The organism is Phaeobacter sp. 11ANDIMAR09 (assembly GCF_001294455.1).
Taxonomy (GTDB): domain Bacteria; phylum Pseudomonadota; class Alphaproteobacteria; order Rhodobacterales; family Rhodobacteraceae; genus Pseudophaeobacter.
The window spans coordinates 47,351-69,775 of sequence record NZ_LIKT01000005.1 but is presented as its reverse complement, the minus strand read 5'-3'; the positions used below and the strand labels follow the sequence as shown (position 1 = coordinate 69,775).

Genomic DNA, 22,425 nt, shown 5'->3' with positions numbered 1-22,425 from the left:
CTGGCTTGACAGGCTGCGCCCGGCATAGCGATGATCAGCTAGATGACTGGTTATCCCCTGCGGGGTGAGTCCCCGCAGCTATTGCGGACCTGACCGGCAGTCGTCAGCACAATCTGCGCCATTCGAGGCAGGGCGTATCTCAGGCATTCAGGTGGCACTTTGATCGTGCCATGCCTTTCCCGAGCAGCCATTTCGCTGAGGGAGGAACAGGAGAAATGCGCGTATTTACAATTTTGGGACCGTCGCAGTCCGGAAAGACGACCCTGGCTAGGGCGTTGGCTGGCCTCGATGGGGTCATGGGAAAACGGCAAGAAACGGCAGCGGTTGCAGCGATGCAGCCGTTTTCTTTTATGGGAGAGAACTGGGCCGCGATTGATCTTGCCGGGGGGGCGGAAAATCTGGCCCAGGCGGGACCGGCACTGGCAGCCAGCGATGCGGCGGTGCTCTGTGTGCCTGCCGATCCAGAGGCCGCGGTGCTGGCCGCGCCCTATCTGCGCCAGATCGAAGAGGCGGGTATCCCGGCCTTTTTGTTTGTGAACCGGATAGATCAGGCCAATGGGCGGGTCGCCGATATCATTGCCGCTCTGCAAACCTATTCAAACCACAATATCGTCCTGCGTCAGGTGCCGATCCGCGAGGCAGGACAGGTTGTCGGGGCTGTTGATCTGATCTCGGAACGGGCCTGGAAATACATCGAAGGCCAGCCCTCGGCGCTCATTGAGCTGCCAGTGGAGATGCAGGAGCGCGAGCAGAAGGCGCGGGTTGAGATGCTCGAAGCCCTGGCGGATTTTGATGACCACCTGTTGGAAGAGCTGATCGAGGATCAGACGATTCTGGCGGAAGAGGCCTATGAAATTGCGACCCGGGTGCTGCAACACAACGATCTGTTCCCGGCCTTGCTGGGTGCGGCGGAACATAGCAACGGCATCCTGCGACTGATGAAAAGCCTGCGTCACGAGGTGCCACAGGTTGACGTCACGCGTGCGCGGCTGGCGGAGCTGGGAGACGTGGTGGCCGTAGGTTGCATGGCGGATCAGGTCAAACATCTGGGCAAGACAGTTCTGGTGCGGGCGCTGGATGGCGGGTTGGGCAATGGCAAACCGGTTGCGGGCAGCAGTCTTGGGTCCCTGGCGGTCGTTGTCCCTGGCGCAGGCAATGGTGTCATCTCGGCGGGCGATGTCGGTCAGGCGGTGAAATCGGATCATCTCAACCTTGGGTATTGCTATTCGGCGGAGGGCAGCACCGCGTTGCCCAGTTGGGCCCGCCCCCGTCCCTCGACCTATCGGCGTCTGGTGATGCCGGTGCATGAACGGGATGAAACCCGGCTTTCGGCGGCGCTGGAGCGCTTGGTCGAAATCGACCCGGCGGTCAGGATCGAACAGGATGCGATCTCAGGGCATGCCTTGTTGCATCTGCAGGGACCGCTGCATTTGCGCCGAATCCTGGCGACACTGGAGAACGAGTTTGGTGTCGAAGCGGTGGGCGAGATGGTGCCCCCGGCCCTGTGCGAGACCATCACCAAGACGGTGCAGATACATCACCGCCACCGCAAACAGTCGGGCGGCGCCGGGCAATTTGCCGATGTGGTAGTGGAAATCAGTCCTCTGCCCCGCGGCGGCGGTATTCAGTTCACCGATACGGTCAAGGGCGGCGCGGTGCCCAAGAACAATATTCCCTCGGTTGAGGCCGGGGCCCGCGACGCCTTGAGTGAGGGGCGCAATGGGCATCCTGTGGTGGATGTGGCGATCCTGCTCAAGGATGGCAAACACCATTCGGTGGATAGCTCGGACTTTGCTTTCCGGACCGCTGGCAAACACGCCGTACGCGAGGCGCTGGATCAGGCGGGGCTGGTCCTTTTGCAGCCGATCATGAAGGTGTCGATCCATGTGCCCTCTGTCTTTACGGGGGGCTTGGTGCCGGTGGTGAGCGGAATGAAGGGGCAGATCCTCGGGTTTTCAGCGGATGAAGGCGCGGCCGGTTGGGATGTCTTTGAGACCCTGCTGCCGCTGGCCGCCCAGGATGAGCTGTGCCACAGTCTGGCCAGCGCGACGCGCGGGACCGGTTGGTTTGAGACCGGCTTTGACCACTACGAGGAGGCGCGGCGCGGCGATTTTGAACTGGCCTGAGACCTCGGGGCGGAAAATTTGCCGCATAGCCAGAGTCAGGGGGCGCTTCGCCCCTTGCGCCTTTGTGTTTTTCTGCGTGAATTAGCTGGATTGAAATGCCCCCTGCTCGGAGATCTCAGATGGAAGCTGCCACAGCCGCCACGGATGTACTGCCCCTCAGCCCGGATGCGCTATTGGCGCAGCTGGACGGCTGGGGCATTGCCTATCAGCTGCACGCCCATGTGCCGCTGCGCACTGTCGAGGAGGCCAAGCAGGTCGAAGCGGAGATGGAGCAGCCGGGGGTCACCAACCTGAAGATCAAGAATCTCTATCTGCGTGACCGCAAGAAACGCAACTATCTGATCTCGGTAGAGCAGGATCGCGCGGTGGATCTCAAGGCGCTGGGCAAAGAGATCGACGCGGCGGGTTTGAGCTTTGGCTCTGCGGATCGCCTGATGCAGAACCTCGGTATCAAGCCCGGTGCCGTTAGCCCGCTCGCTATGGTAAATGGGGTGAAGGCCGGGGTGATCTTTTACATGGATGCTGCGGCCAAGGAGGTGGATGCAATCAATATGCATCCGCTGGTCAATGACCGTACGGTGGTGATGGCGCGGGATGACTTTCTGACCTTTATGGAGCGTATCGGCTGCGAGATCCGCTGGGTCTGACCGGGCCTGTGCATGGTCTCAGTGCGCCCTTCAGCCCAAGCAGCTCCCTTTCGCCTTTGACCAGGAGGGGCTGGTTTGCGGGGCTGAGGCTGAGAGCCAATGCGAAACACCGCCCCGGGAAGGGCGGTGTCTGGTCTGGCGGGGCTGGTATTTGGGTTCAGCTAGGCGGCCAGGCCTTCAATGGCGGATTTGGCCCGCGCCATGGAACCTTCGGCATCCATGGACAGCTGATCTGCGGCAACCAGTGCTACGTCGGTGATGCCGATAAAGCCCAGCACGTGGCGCAGATAGGTGGTGGCAAAATCGATGTCGGATCCGGCCTGGGTGCCACCCGAAGCCACCGCGATGATGGCGCGCTTGCCTTCCAGCAGGCCGATGGGGCCGGTTTCGGTGTAGCGGAAAGTGACGCCAACGCGGGCCACCAAATCAATCCAGGCCTTTAGGGTAGAAGGCACCGAAAAATTGTAGATGGGTGTGCCAATGACAATAGTGTCGGCCTGTTTCAGCTCTGCAATCAGTGCGTCAGACTGGGCAAGAAGCGCTTTCTGTGCGTCACTGCGCTGATCGGCAGGTGTGAAATTGGCGCCTACCCAGGCCTCATCCAGCAGCGGCAGCGGCGCGGCGAGATCGCGGCGGATCACATGTTCCGGGGAGAGGCGCGCGGTGATTTCGGCGCTCAGAGAACGGGTGACCGAGTTTTCGGAGCGGGCGGAGGAATCGATATGCAGAACGGTGGAGGTCATGATCTGTTTCCCATTTGGTGTTTCGTCTGCTTCACAAATGGGTTATAGCAAAAATGAACTCAATACCTGTCGCGGCACAGGTTTTGTGCAAAATTGCGCAGGGTGGAAATACAGAGATTTATCAAGCGAATTTCGAGCGAGGGCATTGCCATGGAAAATTGGGATGAAGTCCGCACGGCCTATCAGGTGGCGCGTATGGGCACAGTCAGCGGCGCCGCCGAAGTGCTGGGCGTGCACCATGCTACGGTGATCCGTCACATTGATGCCATCGAGGCACGTCTGGGGGTCAAGCTGTTTCAGCGTCACGCCCGTGGCTATACGCCAACGGAATCGGGCCAGGATCTGCTGCGAGTGGCGCAGGCAACGGATGACCAATTCAGTCAGTTGGTTGGCCGCTTGAAAGGCCAAGGCGATGAAGTCTCGGGCGAATTGGTGGTGACCTCGCTGTCGTCAATGTCGCATCTTCTGGTTCCGGTGTTGACTGAGTTTCAGCAGATGCACCCCGGTCTGGTCATTCGCTATCTCACGGGCGAGCGCCTGTTCCGCCTGGAGTATGGCGAGGCTCATGTGGCCCTGCGGGCGGGCAATGCACCGGATCAGCCCGACAATGTGGTGCAGCCGTTCCTGAAACAGAAAATCGGACTGTTCGCGGCCCAAAGCTATGTTGACCAGCACGGCATGCTGAAGGGAGTGGATGATTTGAAGAACCACCAGTTTGTCGGCGCCGACAATGCCGAAAGTCGCGCCCCCTTTAACAAGTGGTTGCGCGAACACACCACCCAAGAGACCATCATCTTTCGCTGTTCCGATGGTGTCGCGATGCAAGAGGCCATTATGGCAGGGGCCGGGATTGGCTTTATGTCAATGTGGGAGGCCTCCCGCCGCTCAGGGTTGGTCAAAATGATGGATCCTCAGGCGGAATGGGAAGGCAGCCTGTGGCTGGTGACGCATGTGGATCTGCACCGAACCAATAAGGTGCAGAGCTTCCTGTCGTTCTTGAAAGAACGCTCCAAGGAGTGGGGCGCTTGAGCCTGACGTTGCGCGCCCATGGTGCCATGCTTTTGTTTTCGATGCTGGTTGCTGGGTCGTTCTCGCTGGGGGTCTTGATCGCAAATGATATCGCGCCCATGGCTCTGAATGCGGCACGCTTTGTCATCGCTGCCGTGGTTATTGGTCTTGTGGCGGCTATGAGTGGCAAGCTCAAACGCAGCCACTATGCGGCGCCCTGGCGTTACCTTGTGATGGGCGCGCTCTTTGCCAGCTACTTTGTGCTGATGTTTTACGGGTTGCAGACGGCAGATCCGGTCAGTGCTTCAGCTGTTTTCACCCTGACGCCGGTGCTTAGCGGTGTCTTTGGCTATCTGTTGCTGCGCCAAATCACGACGTCGCGCATGGCGCTTGCCCTGGGTATCGGGGCCGCCGGGGCGCTTTGGGTGATTTTTCGCGCCGATCTGGCTGCGCTGCGGGCCTTTGACATCGGCCAGGGAGAGTTGATCTATTTTGTCGGCTGCATTGCCCATGCAATCTATACGCCCGTGGTGCGTCGGTTGAACCGGGGCGAGCCTGCAATTGCCTTTACCTTTGGCACGCTGATTGCCGGAGCGCTGGTGTTGCTGGTCGTTGGTTGGGGCGATATCTGGGCCACTGACTGGGGCAATTTGCCCGTGCTGGTTTGGATTGGCCTGTTTTACGTCGCCATCTTTGCCAGTGCGATGACCTTTGTTCTGCTGCAGTTTGCCACGCTGCACCTGCCTGCGGCCAAGGTCATGGCCTATACCTATCTGACACCCAGCTGGGTGATCGTCTGGCAGATGGCGCTGGGCAACCCAGCCCCGACAGGGTGGATACTGGTGGGGATTGGGCTGACCGTGGTTGCCCTGGTCCTATTGCTCGAAGATGCAGCCAGACCCCCGCGTGCTGCCAAAGCCTGATCGCGAGGCGTTAGATCTCGCTGGGGAGGCTCGCTGCTGGGGTGTCTTTTAACTCGCTTTCCAGGAAACGCTCAAAGGCGTCCAGGTTCACCGGCTCGAACTGGCCAAAGCCCTGCATCCAGACCGATGCGGCGCGCATGGCATCGGGCTGCAGCTTGCACCACTTCACCCGGCCGCGCTTCTCCTGGGCGATCAGCCCGGCGCGGGTCAGGATGGCCAGATGTTTGGAGATCGCTGCCAGAGACATCTCAAAGGGTTCCGCCACATCGGTCACCGCCATGTCGTCTTCCAACAACATGGTGAGGATCGACCGACGAGTCGGATCGGCCAGAGCGGCAAAGACGGTATCAAGTTCGCTGGACATGTGGCGCACAGTATGCGGCTGCGGCGATAAAGAAAAGCAGGGAGCAAGGCGAGGGGGCCTGCGCCGGAGGTCAAACGCCCTGGGCCAAAATGATCGCACCAGATATCAAAAGCAGGAACAACACGGCCTGGCGAAAACGCGCGTCACTGACGCCCCTGAAGGCCCTGACACCGAAAAGTGTCCCGATGACTGTAAATGGAGCCGAGATGGCTGCATAGATCATCAACTCGCTGTCCAGCTTACCGATCACAAGCATGGCGACACTGGCGAAGGCCAGAACCAGAAGATTGAAGGGCTGATACCGTGCCCGCTGTTGACGCGCGGAAAACCCTCTGAGCTGCAACCAGACCAGGGGCAAGACACCGGAAAGCCCGGCAAACCCGCCCAAAACTCCGCTGGCAAACCCGACGGCTCTATCAGCCATCCCTTCAGGAGAGGCAGAGGCGGCTGGCCGTGGCCATCCTGCAAATTGCAAAAGGGTGTAGACCACCAGAAAGCCGCCAATGATGGTTTTGACCAAAGTCGGCTCCATCAGGGTCAGGATGGCCGCGCCAAACGGAACGCCAAGAATGCCCCCGGACAGCAGGTAGCTGCTTTTGCGCCAGTTCAGCTCAACCGACAATTTCAGCAACCCGATGAGCTGTCCAACCAAAGCCGAGATGATGATGAGCGGCGGGACGATATGGGCTGGCAAAACGAGAAACCAGAAGCCGGAGGCCACAAGCGCGGTGCCAAAGCCGGCAAAGCCATTGATAAAGCCAGCCGCCGTTGCGCCCGCCGCCAAGGCCAAGAGTAACTGGATTTCGATCGGACTGCTCCCTGCTCACAATCGCCACCTTCCGCCGGACACGGAGGAATGGCAAGTGGACACAGGATTTTGGGCGCTTGGGGCGTCGGAGTGCAGGTGAATCCAAAATCAACCGAATGGTTGAATAAGCGGAATGGGGCTCTCAACCCGCCACCAGACCCTGTGCGGCGAAGTGACGGACTCCCATTGAGAGATTTAATTGATTATTTTTCAGATACTTAAAGAATTTTCACCTGCGACGCTTGAACAATTGACTCTGAAGCCCCAGCGCCTTAGCACCTCTCATAGAAATCGCGTGAGGATGGCGCCCGTGACAGATGACGACCAAAAGCAGCGCATGGCGCAGCTGGAGGCCAAACTGGCAGCGGCGCGTAAGGCCCAGGAGCCCAAGCCGCGCGCGGATGAGCACTACTCTCTGGCCAATCAGGCCTGGCGGATGGTGATAGAATTGGTAGTCGGTCTTGGGATCGGCTTTGGCATCGGATACGGCTTGGACCGCCTCTTTGGCACCCTGCCGATCTTTATGGTGCTGTTTATACTGCTGGGACTTGCCGCAGGCGTGAAGGTGATGCTTCGCACCGCGCAGGAGATCCAGGAACAGAAACTGGCCGAACAGGCCGATGAAAATGCAAAGGCTCAGGACTGATCGCGTGATCAACACCTGACGACAGGAGAAGCGGAACGATGGGCAAGCTGTTCTTTTACGTAGCATTGGCACTGGTAGTGGTGTCTGGCTTGATTTTTGCACCTGAGCACGCGGCTCTGGCGATCCACCCGATGGATCAGTTCAACGTGGCCTCTCTGACGGGCGGCGCAGTGAGCACCTTCGCAATCACCAATGTGACCCTCTGGCTTGCCCTGGCCGTTGTCTGCGTCTTCCTGCTGATGGTTGTTGGTTCCTCGCGTCGTGCCATCGTGCCCAGCCGGGCCCAGTCGATCGCAGAACTGACCTACGGTTTCATCTACAAAATGGTTGAAGACGTCGCCGGCAAAGACGGCGTCAAGTTCTTCCCCTACATCATGACTCTGTTCATGTTCATCCTGATGGCAAACTTCCTCGGCCTGATCCCGATGTCCTTCACCACCACCTCGCATATCGCTGTCACCGCGATCCTGGCGGGCCTGGTGTTCTTTACCGTCACCATCGTTGGCTTCGTCAAAAACGGTGTTGGTTTCCTTGGCCTCTTCTGGGTGTCGAGCGCGCCGCTGGCATTGCGCCCCATCCTGGCCATCATCGAACTTATTTCCTACTTCGTACGCCCCGTGAGCCACAGCATTCGTCTGGCAGGCAACGTCATGGCGGGCCACGCGGTTCTGAAGGTCTTCGCAGGTTTTGCAGGCGCACTGGGCCTGTTCAGCTTCCTGCCGATCTTTGCCATCACCGCAGTCTACGCCCTCGAAGTTCTGGTGGCCTTTATCCAGGCCTATGTCTTTACCATCCTGACCTGCGTGTATCTGAAAGATGCCCTGCATCCGAGCCACTAAGGTCTAGATCAACAAGTTACCGGATGGCCCAGTCCTGGGTCATTCGGATCCCAAATCACCACATTCCATCGTAAGGAGAATACCCATGGAAGGCGATATCGCACAACTCGGTCAGTTCATCGGCGCAGGCCTCGCAGCAATCGGTTCCGGCGCAGCCGCGATCGGTGTTGGCCACGTAGCCGGCAACTTCCTGGCAGGCGCACTGCGCAACCCTTCGGCAGCCGCCGGCCAGACAGCTACCCTCTTCATCGGCATCGCCTTTGCAGAAGCCCTGGGCATCTTCTCGTTCCTGGTTGCTCTGCTGCTGATGTTCGCAGTCTAAGACCTTAGGACACTTTATCCTTACGGTCGGGCGGTAGGCCCAACGGCCCACCGCCCGATGTAACGGCAAGTTCCCTAGGAGGACGACATGGCATCTAATACGCAAGACGCAGCTCACGGCGCCGCCGAGGCCGCGCACGGTTCTGCTCCGGGCATGCCGCAGCTGGATTTCTCGACCTTCGGGAACCAGATCTTCTGGCTGGCAATCGCGCTTGTCGCGATCTATCTCATTCTGTCGCGTGTCGCGCTGCCCCGCATTGCTGCGGTTCTGGCAGAACGTCAGGGGACCATCACCAACGACCTCGCTGCGGCTGAAGAACTGAAAGCCAAGGCAGTTGAGGCCGAAGACGCTTACAACAAGGCACTGGCTGAGGCCCGCGCCGAGGCACAGCGTATCGCCGCCGAAACACGCGCCGAAATCCAGGTTGGCCTGGACGAAGCGATTGCCAAGGCGGACGAGCAGATTTCGGCCAAAACGGCTGAGTCTGAAAAAGCCATTGGCGAGATCAAAGCTGGCGCGCTGGAAAGCGTGAAAGTTGTGGCCGCCGACACCGCCGAAGCTCTGGTTACAGCGCTTGGTGGCAAAGCAGATGCAAAAGCAGTCGCCGATGCGGTTGCCGATCAGTTGAAAGGATAAGGACATGCGCACAGTTCTGGCAATTGCCCTCACCCTTGGTGCCACAAGCCCCGCCTTTGCGGCTTCTGGTCCTTTCTTCTCGATGAGCAACACCAACTTTGTTGTGCTGCTTGGCTTCCTTCTGTTTGTTGGCATTCTGCTTTTTGTCAAAGTGCCGAGCCTGTTGGGTGGCCAGCTGGACGCCCGCGCCGAAGGCATCCAAAAAGAGCTGGACGAAGCCCGCGCCCTGCGTGAAGAAGCCCAGACCATTCTGGCGTCTTATGAGCGCAAGCAGCAGGAAGTTCAGGCTCAGGCGGATCGCATTGTGGCTGCGGCGCGTGAAGACGCAGCTGGGGCGGCGGAAGCTGCCAAAGCGGATCTGGACACTTCCATCGCGCGCCGTTTGGCCGCTGCCGAAGAGCAGATTGCATCTGCAGAAGCATCGGCTGTGAAAGAAGTGCGTGATCAGGCGGTTTCGATCGCTGTTGCGGCGGCGGATCAAGTGATCGCCAAGCAAATGACCGCGACGGAGGCAAACAAGCTGATCGACGCGGCCATCACCGACGTCAACGAAAAGCTGCACTGATCCAACCGATCCCTGCGCTTGACGGTCAAAGAACCCGGCCCCAGTGGCCGGGTTTTTTCGGTTTGCAGATCATTTGTTTCCAGACCTGCTTTGGGAGCTGTTGCTGAAGTTCGGCAGAGCGCGGCGAAGCTGCCAATGGACTGTTTCAGAAAACCACCGCGTCCGAACCGAGGGGCAAGAGTAGCGTTGGCTCCGTGGGGGCGGTTCGGGCGCTGCCAAAGCGGCGCATTGGCAATGGGCGAAACGTTCGAATTCGACGGTTTTCGAAGGTCTACTTTGCGGACGAAGTTGTCGCTGGCCACTCATTGGCCAACGACAGAACTTTAAAGTAGCCGGGTCGCCATGCCGCCATCAACTGCCAACGGTGCGCCGGTGACAAAGCTTGATCGATCAGACAGCAAAAACAGAGCTGCCTGAGCAATCTCTTTCGGTTCCGCCATCCGTTTGATGGGATGCAAACCAGCAATGAAGTCGTGCGTTTCTTGGTCGTCACCTGCCATGTCCGTCTTTGTGCCACCCGGCAAAATCGAGTTGATGCGAACGCCTTGGCAGGCGTGGTCGGATGCCAAAGACTGTGTCAGTCCTATCAACCCAGCCTTGGATGCAGCATAGGCTCCCATGCCCGGCATTCCACCATTACTGAAGCCGACAAATGTTCCCGTAAACACCATGGATCCGCCGCCTCGTTTTTCCATCGCCGGAAGCTGCGCCTTGGCCGCGAAGAATGCACTCGATAGATTGGTTGCAATGACAGACTGCCAATTCGCGGTTTTCATCTCAGGAATTGGGCCCATATCACCCATCATCCCTGCATTGTTGAAGGCACCATCCAGACCGCCGAAACGCTGTTCCGCCAATGCGACAAGCGCCAATGCATAGTCTTCATTCTGCACGTCTCCTGCAAGGCAAGCGGCTTTCCCGTTACTTTGGGTGATTTGGTCAACCAGCGTGTTCAATTTCGTTTCACGCCGTGCGCCAAGCACAACTTTTGCGCCTTCTTGCGCAAACAACAAGGCCGCTGCTGCGCCAATACCACTGCTCGCGCCTGTGATGATGATTGTTTTGTCTTTGAGTTCCATGTGCATGCCTTTCACTAATTGCGTGCGAAGCATCTAGTGAGTTTGATGACGATGCAGCGACCCGTTTCATGCTCTTGTAGTCAGCGAAAATTCGAAACAGCAAGATACGGATCAGGTGAGTGGTCAACTTGAAGCCGCTGTTCATACTTCGTACAACACCAGTGATGACGGGCTCTAGTGGGCCATCGTTTCTGCGGATAGCCTGGCGGCTCTGGGGTGATGCGCAGACTACCTTTTACCGCTCTCGTGCTCCAGGCGTTGCTGGGCGATTTCGGCGTTGCGTTCGGTGCGCTGGTGATCGATGAGCGATTGCTTCACATAGTCCAGATGCGCTTCGACGGCAGCGCGGGCGCCCTCAGGGTCACGAGCCTGCAGTGCGGTGTTAATGGCGCTGTGCTGGCTCAACAGCACTTCATAGGTGGTGTGGCGGCTGAACATGATGCGGCGGTTATAAAACACGCCCTCGTGCAGCAGGTCAAACATCGAGCGCATCATATGCAGCATCACCACATTGTGGCTGGCGTCCATGATGGCAGAATGGAACTGCGCGTCCAGACTGGCGGCCTCATCCGAAACCGAGGGGTCACCTGCCGCGACCATTTTGTCAAAAATCGTCTGGATCAGTTTCAGATCGGCATCAGAGCCAAACTGTGCCGCGCGCTCGGCCGCCAGCCCCTCCATGTCGCGGCGAAAGCTGAGGTAGTCAAACACCGCCTCGTCATGGCGGGCAAAGAGCCGGATCAGCGCGGGCGAGAAGGCCGAGCCCAGAACGTCGGCCACAAAGATTCCCGAGCCTGCCTTGGCGGTGAGCAGGCCGCCTTCTTGCAGCTCGGCGATGGCATCGCGCAGCGAGGGGCGCGAAACACCCAGCCGCTCGGCCAGTTCCCGTTCCGAGGGCAAGCGCTCGCCAGGAGACAGGATGCCCCGCAGGATCAGCTGTTCTATCTGGCGCACCACTGAGGCGGAGAGTTTCTCGGGCTGAACTTTTTGAAACGGCATTGGGAGCCTCTGGCTGATCATGTAACGCGGCAGGGGCAGTAAGAACTGCGTGATTGGTGAAAACATAGGACCGCGCCCAGTGCAAGGCGGCAAGTGCTACGCAGGATTGGGAAAGAAAAATCACATCTGTTGAAATATTAGGTCAGCAATATTGACATTAATCGCAACTTTCCTACTTTGGCCGAAGATGATGACCCTGAAAGGAGGCTACATATGTTGCTGCAACAGCTCTTTGCGACCCGAACACACCGGATGAAAGCCTCTGAAATTCGGGAGCTTCTGAAGCTGCTGAACCGGCCTGGGCTATTGTCCTTTGCCGGCGGTATCCCTGACCCGGATCTGTTCCCGGCCGAGCAGTTTTCGGAAGCCTTTCAGGCGGCGCTGGAACCGGCGTATCAGGCTCAGGCGCTGCAATATTCGGTCAGCGAGGGCTATCTGCCGCTGCGTCAGTGGATTCAAGGGGAGATGGCCCGCATGGGGGTCGCCTGCGAGACCGACAACATTCTGATCACATCGGGCTCGCAGCAGGCACTGGACTATTTGGGCAAGTTGTTCTTGTCGCCCAATGATACTGCTCTGGTTGGCTGGCCGACCTATCTGGGAGCTCTGGCCGCTTTCAACGCCTATGAGCCGCGCTATGATCAGCTCAATCCTGGTGGAAATCGCTCGGCGCTTAGCTATGCTGAGGCCGCAGAGGCGGCGGGTAGCAGGGTGAAATTTGCCTATCTATCCCCGGATTTCGCCAACCCCACCGGAGAAACCCTGTCCCTGGCGGGACGCAAAGCTCTGCTGGAGATGGCGGAGGAGTTGGACTGCGCTGTTCTCGAGGATGGGGCCTATCAGGCGCTGCGCTATGATGGCACCGCTATCCCCTCAGTTTTGGCGCTTGAGATTGCGCAGAAGGGGACAATCGAAGCCTGTCGGACGGTCTATTGCGGCTCCTTTTCCAAAACCCTGTCTCCAGGGCTGCGCATGGGCTGGGTGGTGGCCTCTCAACCGGTGATCGCGCAAATGGTGCTGCTGAAACAGGCCGCTGATCTGCATTCTCCAACTCTGAACCAGATGGCAGTGCATCAGGTGGCAGAACGGTGTTTTGACGCCCATGTGGCGCGTTTGCGCCAGGCCTATGGCGCGCGTCGAAATGCCATGCTTGCTGCGCTGCAGGCGTTTATGCCCAAGGGGGTGAGCTGGACCCATCCCCAGGGCGGTATGTTTGTCTGGCTGACGCTGCCAGAGCATATCGACTCCGCAGATCTGCTGAAACGGGCGCTGGAGCAGGAAAACATTGCCTTTGTTCCGGGACAGGCATTTTTTGCTGATGGCAATGGTTGCAATACCCTACGGCTGAGCTTTTCGGTGCTGGATGAGGAGGAGATCCGCACCGGAATTGAGCGGTTGGGACGTTTGCTCTGACCCAGCAGTGACACACTCAGAATTGTTTGTCCGATTAGAAATCCCCTATGGGGTGTGCTATGGTGGTCGAGACATGCGCAATCAAATGATCTTTTTGCTTTCCCTGTTGGGGGCCTGCGCGGAACCGCAGGGCCATTTTGCAGCCGCTCCGGTCCAGAGGGTAACCGTCGATGGCGCGGTTTTTGACATCCGCCTGCGCGGCAATCTGGCAGAGGCGACACGGGTGAACCCGCAATATGCCCCCCGCCTTGGGCCGCTGCGCGTGCAGGCTGCGGAGGCGATGGCTGCTGTCAGTGGCTGTAGGGTCACTGGGGTATTGGGGGATCAGGCCCTGATGACGGGTGTGCTGGATTGCTCTGAACGCAGCAAAGAGGAGAGGGCAGAGGAGGGGCCAGCCCCTCTGTGTCTGCGACACATTCACCCCGGAATATTTTTAGAAAGGTGAAAGCGGGGGAGGGAAGGCCAAGGAAATTTGCAATTATCCACAAGATATGGTGGTGCTGGGGCGTAGTCTCGCTGTCATTGGGGTGGTTGGCGTTGACTCGGTGGTCAAGAAGCTGCTGCAGTCCTTGGCAAGAAGAATCACTCAGGGGCAGCTTTGCGCTTTTCCAAACTCAGGCTTACTGGCTTTAAAAGCTTTGTCGACCCGACCGATTTGATTATCGGGGACGGGCTGACAGGCGTTGTCGGACCCAATGGCTGTGGCAAGTCCAATCTGTTGGAGGCGTTGCGCTGGGTGATGGGGGAGACCCGAGCAAAGGCCATGCGCGGCGGCGGCATGGAGGATGTGATCTTTGCCGGCACCACTTCGCGCTCGGCACGCAATTTTGCCGAGGTGAACCTGCTGATTGACAATTCGGACCGGCTGGCGCCTTCGGGGTTCAACGAGGCGGATCAGCTGGAAATTGTGCGTCGGATTACGCGCGATGCGGGCAGTGCGTATAAATCCAACGGTAAAGATGTTCGGGCGCGCGATGTTCAGATGCTTTTTGCCGATGCCTCGACTGGGGCGCATTCGCCGGCGCTGGTGCGGCAGGGACAGATTTCGGAGCTGATCAACGCCAAGCCCAAGGCGCGGCGCCGTATTCTGGAGGAAGCGGCGGGTATTTCGGGCCTCTATCAGCGCCGCCACGAGGCTGAGCTGAAGCTGAAGAATACCGAACAGAACCTGTTGCGGGTGGATGACGTGGTGGAGCAACTTGCCGGTCAGCTGGGGCAATTGGCGCGTCAGGCCCGCCAGGCGCAGCGCTACCGGGATATTGGGGAGAAGCTGCGGCTGGCCGAGGGGATGCTGCTGTATCGGCGCTGGCGTGAGGCAGATGAGGCACGGTTGACGGCCGAGCAGGATCTGACCATTCGTTTGACACAGGCGGCCAAAGGGGAGGCTCTGTCGCGGGCGGCCGCCAAGAACCGGGCTGAGGCCGAAGAGGCGCTGCCGCCGCTGCGCGAGGAGGAGGCTGTTGCGGCAGCCATTTTGCAGCGTTTGATGGTGCAACGAGACTCGCTGGGCGATCAGGAGGCCCAGGCCCGTCAGACCATCGAACGCTTGGTCAGCCGTATTCAGCAGTTGGGGAATGACATCGAGCGCGAAGGCGGGTTGAACCGGGATGCTGGCGAGACCATCGAGCGGCTGGATTGGGAACAAAAGGAGCTGGCCAAGGCCAGCGAGGGCCAGGATGACCGCCTGAGCGAGGCCGGGGAATTGGCGCGGGAGGCCGCCAAAATTCTGGAGGCCCGCGAAGACCACCTGACCCAGCTGACAGAAGATGTGGCGCGGCTTTCGGCGCGCTATCAATCTGCGCAGCGCCTGGTCGAGGACTGTCAGCGCACCCTAGCGCGGTCTGAAACCGAAGGCGCAACGGCGGCGCTTGCTCAGGACCAGGCAAGAGAAGCGCTGGGCCTGGCAGGCGAAGGTTTTGAGGCAGCGCAGGCCACCGAAGAGGAGGCGCGGGAAGCTGTTGAGATGGCCGAAGAGGCTCTGGCTGCGGCGGATGAGACCCGGACTGAGACCCAGGCGCTGGAATCGGCGGCACGGGCGCAACGGTCCGAGGCCGAGGGGGAGCTGGGCGCGATCCGGGCCGAGGTGACGGCCCTGGCCAAGCTGTTGGAACGTGACACGGCCGAAAGCGGCCAGATTCTGGACGAGCTGAGCGTGGCGCCCGGATATGAAAAGGCGCTGGGGGCGGCTCTGGCGGATGATCTGCGCGCGCCGCTGGCGGCGGTGGACGGGCCAACAGGGTGGCTGGATCTGCCTGCCTATACCCGTGATGTGCCGCTGCCGGATGGGGTGGAGCCCCTGGCCAAACATGTCTCTGGCCCTGCGGCGCTGGCGCGTCGGATTGGTCAGATCGGGCTGGTGGATAGTGATACGGCCCGCGGGCTGCAGGCGGATCTGCAACCAGGGCAGAGGCTGGTGACCCTGGAGGGCGATATCTGGCGGTGGGATGGCTACCGGGCTTGGGCCGAGGATGCGCCCAGTGCAGCGGCCCTGCGGCTGGAACAGCTGAACCGGCTGGAAGCGCTGAAGCAGGAGCTGGAGCGGGTCAGCGCCAAGGCAGATGGCACACGTGCCGCGCATGAAACGCTGATCCGGCGCTTGGAAGAGGTGACCCAGGCGGATCAGAATGCGCGCCAGGCGCGCCGCGTTGCGGATCAGCGCGTGGCCGATGCGGCTCGGGCGCTGAGCCGCGCCGAGGCAGAACGGAACCTGGCCGAGGGTAAGCTGGAGACCTTGGGTATTGCGGTGGCGCGCCACAATGAGGATGCGATGAACGCCCGCTTGCAACTGACGGAGGCCGAGGCGGCGCAGGCTGAGCTCGGCGATCTGGACGCTGCCCGCGCCGGGGTGGAAGACATTAAACAGGGGGTCGAGGCGGCCCGGATCACCATGCTGACCCATCGCTCGGCGCATGATGAGTTGCGCCGCGAGGGCGAGGCTCGCACCAAACGCGCTCAGCAGGTTACCAAGGAACTGTCGGGTTGGCGGCACCGGTTGGAAACCGCTGAGCGACGCATTGAGGAGTTGGCGGAACGCCGGGAGGCCTCGCAGGAAGAGCTGGAGGACGCCCATGCGGTGCCCTCCGAAATTGCCGAAAAACGCGAGGAGCTGAATGAGGCCATTGAAGACGCCGAAAGCCGAAAGACGCTGGCCTCGGAAGCGCTGATCACTGCCGAGACCGGGCTGCGTGAACTGGTGCAGATCGAGCGCGACTCGGAACGGCTTGCTTCGGAAGGGCGCGAGGCGCGGGCGCGCTCCGAGGCGCTGTGTGAGGCTGCACGGGAAAGCGTTGCCCATGCTGCGGAGCGGATCAGCGAAGACCAGAATTGCAGTCCTGAGGCCCTGCTGGAACAGCTGCAGGTCAGCCCGGATCAGATGCCGGGGGCCGAGGATCTGGAGGCTGAGGTTAACCGGCATAAGCGGCAGCGCGATGCCCTGGGGGCGGTGAACCTGCGGGCCGAAGAGGATGCCCGCGAGATCCAGACAGAACATGATGAATTGGTCTCGGAAAAATCCGATCTGGAAGAGGCAATCAAGACCCTGCGTAGCGGCATTGCCAGCCTCAACCGCGAAGGGCGCGAGCGGCTGCTCACAGCCTTTGAAGAAGTGAATGCAAGTTTTGCCAACCTCTTTACCCATCTGTTTGGCGGCGGCGAGGCCAATCTGGTGATGGTGGAAAGCGACGACCCATTGGATGCCGGGCTCGAGATCATGTGTCAGCCACCGGGCAAGAAACTCTCGACGCTGTCTTTGTTGTCGGGCGGGGAGCAGACCCTCACCGCTATGGCGCTGATCTTTGCGGTCTTCCTGTCCAACCCGGCTCCGATTTGTGTGCTGGACGAGGTTGACGCGCCGCTGGATGATGCCAATGTTACGCGCTTTTGTGACCTGTTGGACGAGATGTGCCGCCAGACCGAAACGCGGTTTCTGATCATCACCCACCATGCGGTGACGATGGCGCGTATGGATCGGCTGTTTGGGGTCACTATGCAGGAAAAAGGCGTTAGCCAGCTGGTTTCGGTGGACTTGAAAAAGGCAGAGGCCCTGGTCGCATAGGCTTGAAGATCGCCCGTTGTTTGGTGGTATTGGTCCTAAGGACAAGGTCTTGGGGAAAAAGAATGGAAAACACTCTCTTGCTTGCCGTTTTGATATCTTAGTAGTTAGTTAGGGATGATCATGGCCAGATCTTGGACTGCGATCCAAGGGCCAGCATTGAGCAAAAACAAAATTGGAGGGACGAATGAAACTGACAAAACTCTTTGCGGTTGCAGCGCTTGCAATCAGCCCCATTGCCGCTCAGGCGGAGAATTTGACAGCTAGGAATTCCAGCAGCATCGAAGGTTTTTTCCTCGACGAAGGCTCTAGCGTTGAAGTGCTCGTGGACAATGTTGGTGATCCACAGCTGAACGTGAACCACTATGGCAGCGAGTTCACGATTTTCTACTATGGCTGCGACAACAACACCAATTGTGATTCCATTCAGTTCTACTCTGGCTATGCCACTGATGGCTCTGTCCGCCTGAAGACGGTCAATGATTTCAACGCTGAAAAGCGTTGGGTGCGCGCCTATGTTGCGGACAATGGCTCCACCAAGCTGGAGATGGATCTGTATATGGGCGACGATGGCGTCAGCCCTGATGACTTTGCCACGGTTGTCGGCCTCTGGTCGCGCCTGATGGGGGACTTTGAGGAAGTGATCGACTACTGATCCCTGTCATCAAGCCCGCGAAAGGGCCTGAGATCAATTGCGAAAGGGGCATGTGTGTTCATGCCCCTTTTCTCTGTCTAGCGCGTGAGTTTCGGTCTGGCTTACAGACGTCCCAACAGCGTGGGTGTTGGCCAGGCATCGGCCGGCAGCCCCAGGCGCTGTTGTTCGCTTTGAACCGCGGCGCGGGTCTTGGCGCCAAGAATACCATCGATCTTGCCCACATCATGTCCCAGATGCTGCAGTTTCTGCTGCAGCTGCTTCATCTGCGTCCCCGAGAGACCCTGGTCCGGCTTGCCGGCAGAATAGACCGAAGCTCCCTCTAGCCGGTTGGCAAAATAGGCAGCGGTCAACACATAGGTAAAGCTCTGGTTCCACTCAAAATAAACGTCGAAATTCGGGTAGGCGAGGAAGGCTGGCCCCCTGTGGCCCTGGGGCAAAAGCAGTGCGGCTTGCAGATTGCCTGCGGCCAAAGAACCCTCCTTGGCGCGCAGGCCCAGGGCTTGCCATTCTTTGACCGAGAGTTTGGTATCGGTGCCGGATTTGGACAGGTCGAGACCACCGGGGATGGTAACCTCTTGCAGCCAGGGTTGCCCGGCGGTCCAACCCAGATGGGACAGCATCTTGGCGCCGGACATCAGTGCATCTGCTGGCGAGGTTTTTAGGCTGACCTGGCCATCCCCATCGGCATCAACACCATTATCAAGAATATCCTGCGGCAGCATCTGCACCATGCCAATTTCGCCCGCCCAGGCGCCGGTAGTGCGCGCGGGGTCAAAATTGTCGCGCTTGTACAGCTCCAGGGCGGCAAAGATCTGTGGCCGGAACAGCTCTGGGCGGCGGCAGTCATGGGCCAGGGTGATCAGCGCGTTGCGGGTGTTGAAATCGCCCTGAAAGCTGCCGTAGTCGGTCTCAAAGGCCCAAAAGGCCAGAAGCACACCGCGATCAATGCCATAGGTGCTTTCAATCCGGCGGAAGGTGCTGTCGTATTTTTCTGCCATCGCGCGGCCCCGGTTGATCCGGCTCTGCGAGATCAGCCGACGGGAGAACTCGATAAAGGGCTTTTGAAACACGCCCTGGGCCCGGTCCGCTCGCAGCACCTTGGGATCCTGACTGGCCCCTTTGAAAAAGCCATTGACGGTGGCCCGGTCATAGCCTGCTGCCAGAGCCTCTTGCTTGAGGGATTTTACAAAGCCGGAAAAGCTGCCACCACATTGGGCAAAAGCGGTTGCCGGGAGCAAGAGGGCGGCAAAGGCGAGGGGCAAGAGGCGCATGACGGGCAGTCCTTAATGAAGCTCTAAAACACCGTATGTGCTAAAAGATGAGCGTAAAAGCAACCAACAGAGCCAGGCCAAGGCCCCATGTCATCCACAAAAGCGCGCAGCATCGCAGAATGGCGGGGCCGGTAATGCTCTTCGCGCCGGCTGTATTGACCCAGGAAAAATCCCGCATTTCCCCATCATAAGACCGTGGTCCAGCCAATGACAGTCCCAGGGCGCGCGCCGTGGCAGACTCGGGCCAACCGGCATTGGGAGAGCGGTGTTTGGCGGCATCGCGGGCAATGGCGGGCCAATCGCGCAGCACTCCGCCCACCAAGGCAATCAACAGCCCTGTCAGTCGCGCCGGAATCAGGTTGACCAGATCATCCAGCCGGGCGGTGGCCCATCCGAACTGCTCATAGCGCGGGGTGCGATAGCCGATCATGCTGTCGCCGGTGTTGATCATCTTGTAGGCCAGCAGCCCGGGCAGCCCGGCCAACAGAAACCAAAAAGCCGGGGCGACAACTCCGTCGGACATGTTCTCCGAGCCGCTCTCAATAGCCGAGCGGGCAACCTGCGGGCCGGTCATGGTTTCGGTGTCTCGACTGACAATCATGGCAACTGCCCGGCGCCCTTGATCCAGGGAGACGGTCAACCCGGTTGCAACGGCGCGCAGGTGTTCCACCAGCGAACGTTGTGCCACCAGGATGGCCGCGATCAGGATTTCGACCAGGGGTCCAAGGAGAGACAAAAGCCAGCCAAGGCTCAGTCCCAGGCAGGTCAGCAGGGTGACCGCAAGCAGTCCCTTGGCCCGGCGCCCATGGCCTGTGTTTAGGCGCTTCTCCAGCCAGGATACGAATTGGCCCATCAAAACGGCCGGGTGGGGCAGGCGCGACCAGAGCCAGTCGGGCTCACCCAACAGGGCGTCCAGCACCAGGGCGATGAGCAGGATCTCTGCGGTGCTCACAGGGCGTTCTCCAACCGCTCCCAGCCTTCTGCGGGCGGCAGTCCCAGGCGGATAAGGGTTTTGGAATAGGGAAAGATCCGGCTCCAGATATGGGCCTTGGCCAGACGCGTTTGCCATTGGGCGGCATCCTCGACCTCATAGAGGCGAAACAGATCAGTGCCCCCGGCAAGGGTGGCCCCCCGCGCGGTGGCCAGTTTATCCAGCCTCTGCGCGTCGCGGGCGAGGGTCTGCCGGGTGGTTTGTGCCCAGCTCTGATCCCGCAGTGCGTGAATACCGGTTTTTAATGCCGGCCCCGAAACCGCCCAGGGCCCCTGCAATTGAGCCAGTCGCTGGATCAGGTCAGGATCGCCAATGGCAAATCCCAGCCGCAGGCCGGCAAGGCCCCAGAATTTGCCAAAGCTTTTGAGGATGATCACACCGGGCTGGGCTGCCAGATGCATGAGGCTGTGATCAGGGCAGATATCGCAAAAGCTCTCATCAATGATGCTCAGAGGCGCGGCCACTTCATGGGGGTGCCACAGGCGTCCGTCGGGATTGTTTGGGTTCACCGCGACGCTGGCCTCGGCGGGCAGATTGGCGGTAATGGACCAGCCGTGATTTTCAAAGGCGGCGGCGTGTTCATTATAGGTTGGACGCGTGATCCTGACCCAGCGTGGGTCTCCCAGTCCGGGCAAGAGGGCAATCAGCACAGAGGCCCCCGGTGCGGGCAGTACGGCGGCCTCTGGTGGTACGTTCCAGAACTCCCGCGCGGCCTGCACCAGCTCTGCATTGGCGGCCACGTCAGGCAGCGCGCTCCAGTCTGATGCGTCAAAGGTCGGCAACGGATAGGGGGTAGGATTGATCCCCGTTGAAAGATCTATCCAATCGGCGCGGGGGCCGCCGTAGTCGTGGATGGCTGCGCTCAGATTGCCGCCATGATCGCGCAGGGTGGCGCCCGTTTTGATCTGGCCCTCAGTAACATGTGCCGACATGGAAAAGCCCCAACCTGATATCACTGCCAATGCCTGCGGCATTGTTTCTTTTCGTATGAAACAGGGGCAGAGATAAGGCAAGACAGCTTTGCTGGACGGTGGCTTGTTCTTGCTTAGGCGGGGCTTTTTTTGAGCTGAATTTAGGCACTGTGGAGTCAGATCTGGTTGCGATCATGGGGCTCCAGCCAGTTGATATCCGGGTTCACCGGAATGATCCGATTGGGATTGATGGTGTCATGACTGTAGTGGTAGTGGCGCACGATATGCTGCATGCCGATGGTCGCCTGAACGCCCGGGTATTGAAACAGCTCACGGCAATAGGCCCAGAGATTGGGGTAATCCACGATCCGCTTTTTGTTGCACTTAAAATGCAGGTGATACACCGGGTCGAAACGCACCAAGGTAGTAAAGAGCCGCCAGTCGGCCTCGGTCAGTTTGGTGCCCATCAGATAACGATGCTGCGACAGCAGATCCTCCAGCCAGTTGAGCGAGTCAAACAAGGGTCCAACAGCGGCATCATAGGCCTCTTGCGTCGTGGCAAAGCCGCATTTGTAAACACCGTTGTTCACGCTGTCATAGATCCGCGTGTTCACCGCCTCGATTGGTTCGCGCAGCTCTTCGGGCCAGAAATCTCGGGTGTTTCCGGTGATGCCGTCAAAGGCCGAATTGAACATACGGATGATATCGGCGCTCTCATTCGAAACGATGGTTTTGCGGGTTTTGTCCCACAAGATGGGCACAGTCACCCGCCCGGTGTAGCTGGGATCGGCGCGGGTATAGATCTGGTGCGCATGGCTGCTGTCAAAGAGGTGATCGCCCGTGGCGCCATCTGCGTCGCGCACAAAAGTCCAGCCTTCGCCCAGCATGTCAGGGTGCACTACCGAGACGGAGATATGGTCCTCCAGATCTTTGAGCGCGCGAAAGATCAGGGTGCGATGCGCCCAGGGGCAGGCCAGCGAGACATAGAGATGATAGCGTCCGCTTTCGGCCTGAAACCCGTCCTGACCGCTTAGACCCGCGCTGCCATCCGCAGTTACCCAGTTGCGAAACTGTGCTTCGGAGCGTTTGAACGCGCCTCCGGTGGATTTGGTGTCATACCATTGATCCTTCCAGATCCCGTCAATCAATAATCCCATAGCAGTGTCTCCTTCACTCGGCTGGCCTGCGGCATGGCTGGCTGCAGAGACAAATAGGCGCAGATGCGTCTCCAGCCTATCCGTGTTGTCGCGCAGATCCTCTGCATGGCTGCACATCACGAGCCCGTGCCTGTAGGGATATGTGACCAAGGTCTGTTTGAAACCAGCGCCTCAGCAGGCCATGGGGTGGGGCGTTTCGTTACGGGCTGTTTCAAAATGTTCACTTGATTTTATCTATTTGTCGGTCACCTTTAGAAGAAGATAGCAAGCC

General features: G+C 59.4%; 22 protein-coding genes. 13 read left to right on the top strand and 9 right to left on the bottom strand.

The genetic code is table 11. From position 1 onward, the window contains the following. The first annotated feature begins 215 nt into the window (after positions 1-215). Together AN476_RS05840 and AN476_RS05835 are read left to right on the top strand one after the other, a co-directional pair. Positions 216-2,126 (top strand): elongation factor G, encoded by a 1,911-nt coding sequence (locus tag AN476_RS05840; protein ID WP_054460049.1) that lies wholly within the window; start codon positions 216-218, stop codon positions 2,124-2,126. 119 nt (positions 2,127-2,245) lie between these two features. Beyond that, entirely contained in the window at positions 2,246-2,773 is a 528-nt protein-coding gene (locus AN476_RS05835; protein WP_054460048.1) for a prolyl-tRNA synthetase associated domain-containing protein, read from the top strand. A 161-nt stretch (positions 2,774-2,934) separates the two neighbouring features. Here the strand turns inward: AN476_RS05835 and AN476_RS05830 are convergent, their stop codons facing one another. After that, the gene (locus AN476_RS05830; RefSeq protein WP_054460047.1) at positions 2,935-3,516 is read right to left on the bottom strand and encodes an FMN-dependent NADH-azoreductase; all 582 of its coding nucleotides are present in this window, start codon (positions 3,514-3,516) and stop codon (positions 2,935-2,937) included. A 150-nt stretch (positions 3,517-3,666) separates the two neighbouring features. Here AN476_RS05830 and AN476_RS05825 point away from each other — a divergent pair, with 150 nt between their 5' ends. Both AN476_RS05825 and AN476_RS05820 read left to right on the top strand, forming a co-directional pair. After that, the gene (locus tag AN476_RS05825) at positions 3,667-4,545 is read left to right on the top strand and encodes a LysR family transcriptional regulator (protein ID WP_054460046.1); all 879 of its coding nucleotides are present in this window, start codon (positions 3,667-3,669) and stop codon (positions 4,543-4,545) included. 26 nt (positions 4,546-4,571) lie between these two features. Then, a complete protein-coding gene (locus AN476_RS05820; RefSeq protein WP_157063690.1) occupies positions 4,572-5,447 on the top strand; it encodes a DMT family transporter in 876 nt (291 codons plus the stop codon). 10 nt (positions 5,448-5,457) lie between these two features. On the opposite strand, the gene AN476_RS05815 is transcribed toward AN476_RS05820, so the two are convergent. After that, a complete protein-coding gene (locus AN476_RS05815; RefSeq protein ID WP_054460045.1) occupies positions 5,458-5,811 on the bottom strand; it encodes a helix-turn-helix transcriptional regulator in 354 nt (117 codons plus the stop codon). Positions 5,812-5,881: 70 nt separating this feature from the next. Further along, a complete protein-coding gene (locus AN476_RS05810; RefSeq protein WP_172684798.1) occupies positions 5,882-6,595 on the bottom strand; it encodes a sulfite exporter TauE/SafE family protein in 714 nt (237 codons plus the stop codon). Between the two features lie 325 nt (positions 6,596-6,920). On the opposite strand from AN476_RS05810, the gene AN476_RS05805 reads away from it, so the two are divergent. The 5 genes from AN476_RS05805 (at position 6,921) to AN476_RS05785 (ending at position 9,627) form a co-directional block, all read left to right on the top strand. Further along, positions 6,921-7,265, top strand: coding sequence for an AtpZ/AtpI family protein (locus AN476_RS05805; protein WP_172684797.1), 345 nt, complete (start codon positions 6,921-6,923; stop codon positions 7,263-7,265). A gap of 38 nt (positions 7,266-7,303) precedes the next feature. After that, complete coding sequence (locus tag AN476_RS05800) at positions 7,304-8,104, top strand: F0F1 ATP synthase subunit A (protein WP_054460043.1); 801 nt, start codon at positions 7,304-7,306, stop codon at positions 8,102-8,104. A gap of 85 nt (positions 8,105-8,189) precedes the next feature. Beyond that, the gene (locus tag AN476_RS05795) at positions 8,190-8,426 is read left to right on the top strand and encodes a F0F1 ATP synthase subunit C (RefSeq protein ID WP_008205040.1); all 237 of its coding nucleotides are present in this window, start codon (positions 8,190-8,192) and stop codon (positions 8,424-8,426) included. 87 nt (positions 8,427-8,513) lie between these two features. Continuing rightward, a complete protein-coding gene (locus AN476_RS05790) occupies positions 8,514-9,062 on the top strand; it encodes a F0F1 ATP synthase subunit B' (protein ID WP_054460042.1) in 549 nt (182 codons plus the stop codon). 4 nt (positions 9,063-9,066) lie between these two features. Then, positions 9,067-9,627, top strand: a complete 561-nt coding sequence (locus AN476_RS05785; protein WP_054460041.1) for a F0F1 ATP synthase subunit B — start codon at positions 9,067-9,069, stop codon at positions 9,625-9,627. A 323-nt stretch (positions 9,628-9,950) separates the two neighbouring features. Here the strand turns inward: AN476_RS05785 and AN476_RS05780 are convergent, their stop codons facing one another. Together AN476_RS05780 and AN476_RS05775 are read right to left on the bottom strand one after the other, a co-directional pair. Next, positions 9,951-10,706, bottom strand: coding sequence for an SDR family oxidoreductase (locus tag AN476_RS05780; protein ID WP_054460040.1), 756 nt, complete (start codon positions 10,704-10,706; stop codon positions 9,951-9,953). Positions 10,707-10,934: 228 nt separating this feature from the next. Next, positions 10,935-11,705 (bottom strand): FadR/GntR family transcriptional regulator, encoded by a 771-nt coding sequence (locus AN476_RS05775; RefSeq protein ID WP_054460039.1) that lies wholly within the window; start codon positions 11,703-11,705, stop codon positions 10,935-10,937. Positions 11,706-11,918: 213 nt separating this feature from the next. On the opposite strand from AN476_RS05775, the gene AN476_RS05770 reads away from it, so the two are divergent. The 4 genes from AN476_RS05770 (at position 11,919) to AN476_RS05755 (ending at position 17,824) form a co-directional block, all read left to right on the top strand. Further along, complete coding sequence (locus AN476_RS05770) at positions 11,919-13,118, top strand: PLP-dependent aminotransferase family protein (RefSeq protein ID WP_054460038.1); 1,200 nt, start codon at positions 11,919-11,921, stop codon at positions 13,116-13,118. A gap of 73 nt (positions 13,119-13,191) precedes the next feature. Next, positions 13,192-13,563 carry a hypothetical protein gene (locus AN476_RS05765; protein WP_253279838.1) on the top strand — a complete coding sequence of 124 codons (372 nt, stop codon included), beginning with the start codon at positions 13,192-13,194 and terminating at the stop codon, positions 13,561-13,563. A gap of 153 nt (positions 13,564-13,716) precedes the next feature. Beyond that, positions 13,717-17,172, top strand: a complete 3,456-nt coding sequence (locus AN476_RS05760) for a chromosome segregation SMC family protein (RefSeq protein WP_054460037.1) — start codon at positions 13,717-13,719, stop codon at positions 17,170-17,172. A 184-nt stretch (positions 17,173-17,356) separates the two neighbouring features. Then, positions 17,357-17,824 (top strand): YbjN domain-containing protein, encoded by a 468-nt coding sequence (locus tag AN476_RS05755; RefSeq protein ID WP_054460036.1) that lies wholly within the window; start codon positions 17,357-17,359, stop codon positions 17,822-17,824. Positions 17,825-17,925: 101 nt separating this feature from the next. On the opposite strand, the gene AN476_RS05750 is transcribed toward AN476_RS05755, so the two are convergent. The 4 genes from AN476_RS05750 to AN476_RS05735 form a co-directional block, all read right to left on the bottom strand. Further along, positions 17,926-19,095, bottom strand: a complete 1,170-nt coding sequence (locus tag AN476_RS05750) for a lytic murein transglycosylase (protein ID WP_054460035.1) — start codon at positions 19,093-19,095, stop codon at positions 17,926-17,928. A gap of 40 nt (positions 19,096-19,135) precedes the next feature. Further along, the gene (cbiB, locus tag AN476_RS05745) at positions 19,136-20,047 is read right to left on the bottom strand and encodes an adenosylcobinamide-phosphate synthase CbiB (RefSeq protein ID WP_054460034.1); all 912 of its coding nucleotides are present in this window, start codon (positions 20,045-20,047) and stop codon (positions 19,136-19,138) included. Beyond that, the gene (locus AN476_RS05740; RefSeq protein WP_054460192.1) at positions 20,044-21,018 is read right to left on the bottom strand and encodes a threonine-phosphate decarboxylase; all 975 of its coding nucleotides are present in this window, start codon (positions 21,016-21,018) and stop codon (positions 20,044-20,046) included. Before AN476_RS05740 ends, cbiB begins: the two co-directional genes overlap by 4 nt. Before the next feature lie 155 nt (positions 21,019-21,173). Beyond that, a complete protein-coding gene (locus tag AN476_RS05735; RefSeq protein WP_054460191.1) occupies positions 21,174-22,154 on the bottom strand; it encodes a glutathione S-transferase family protein in 981 nt (326 codons plus the stop codon). Positions 22,155-22,425: the final 271 nt, after the last annotated feature.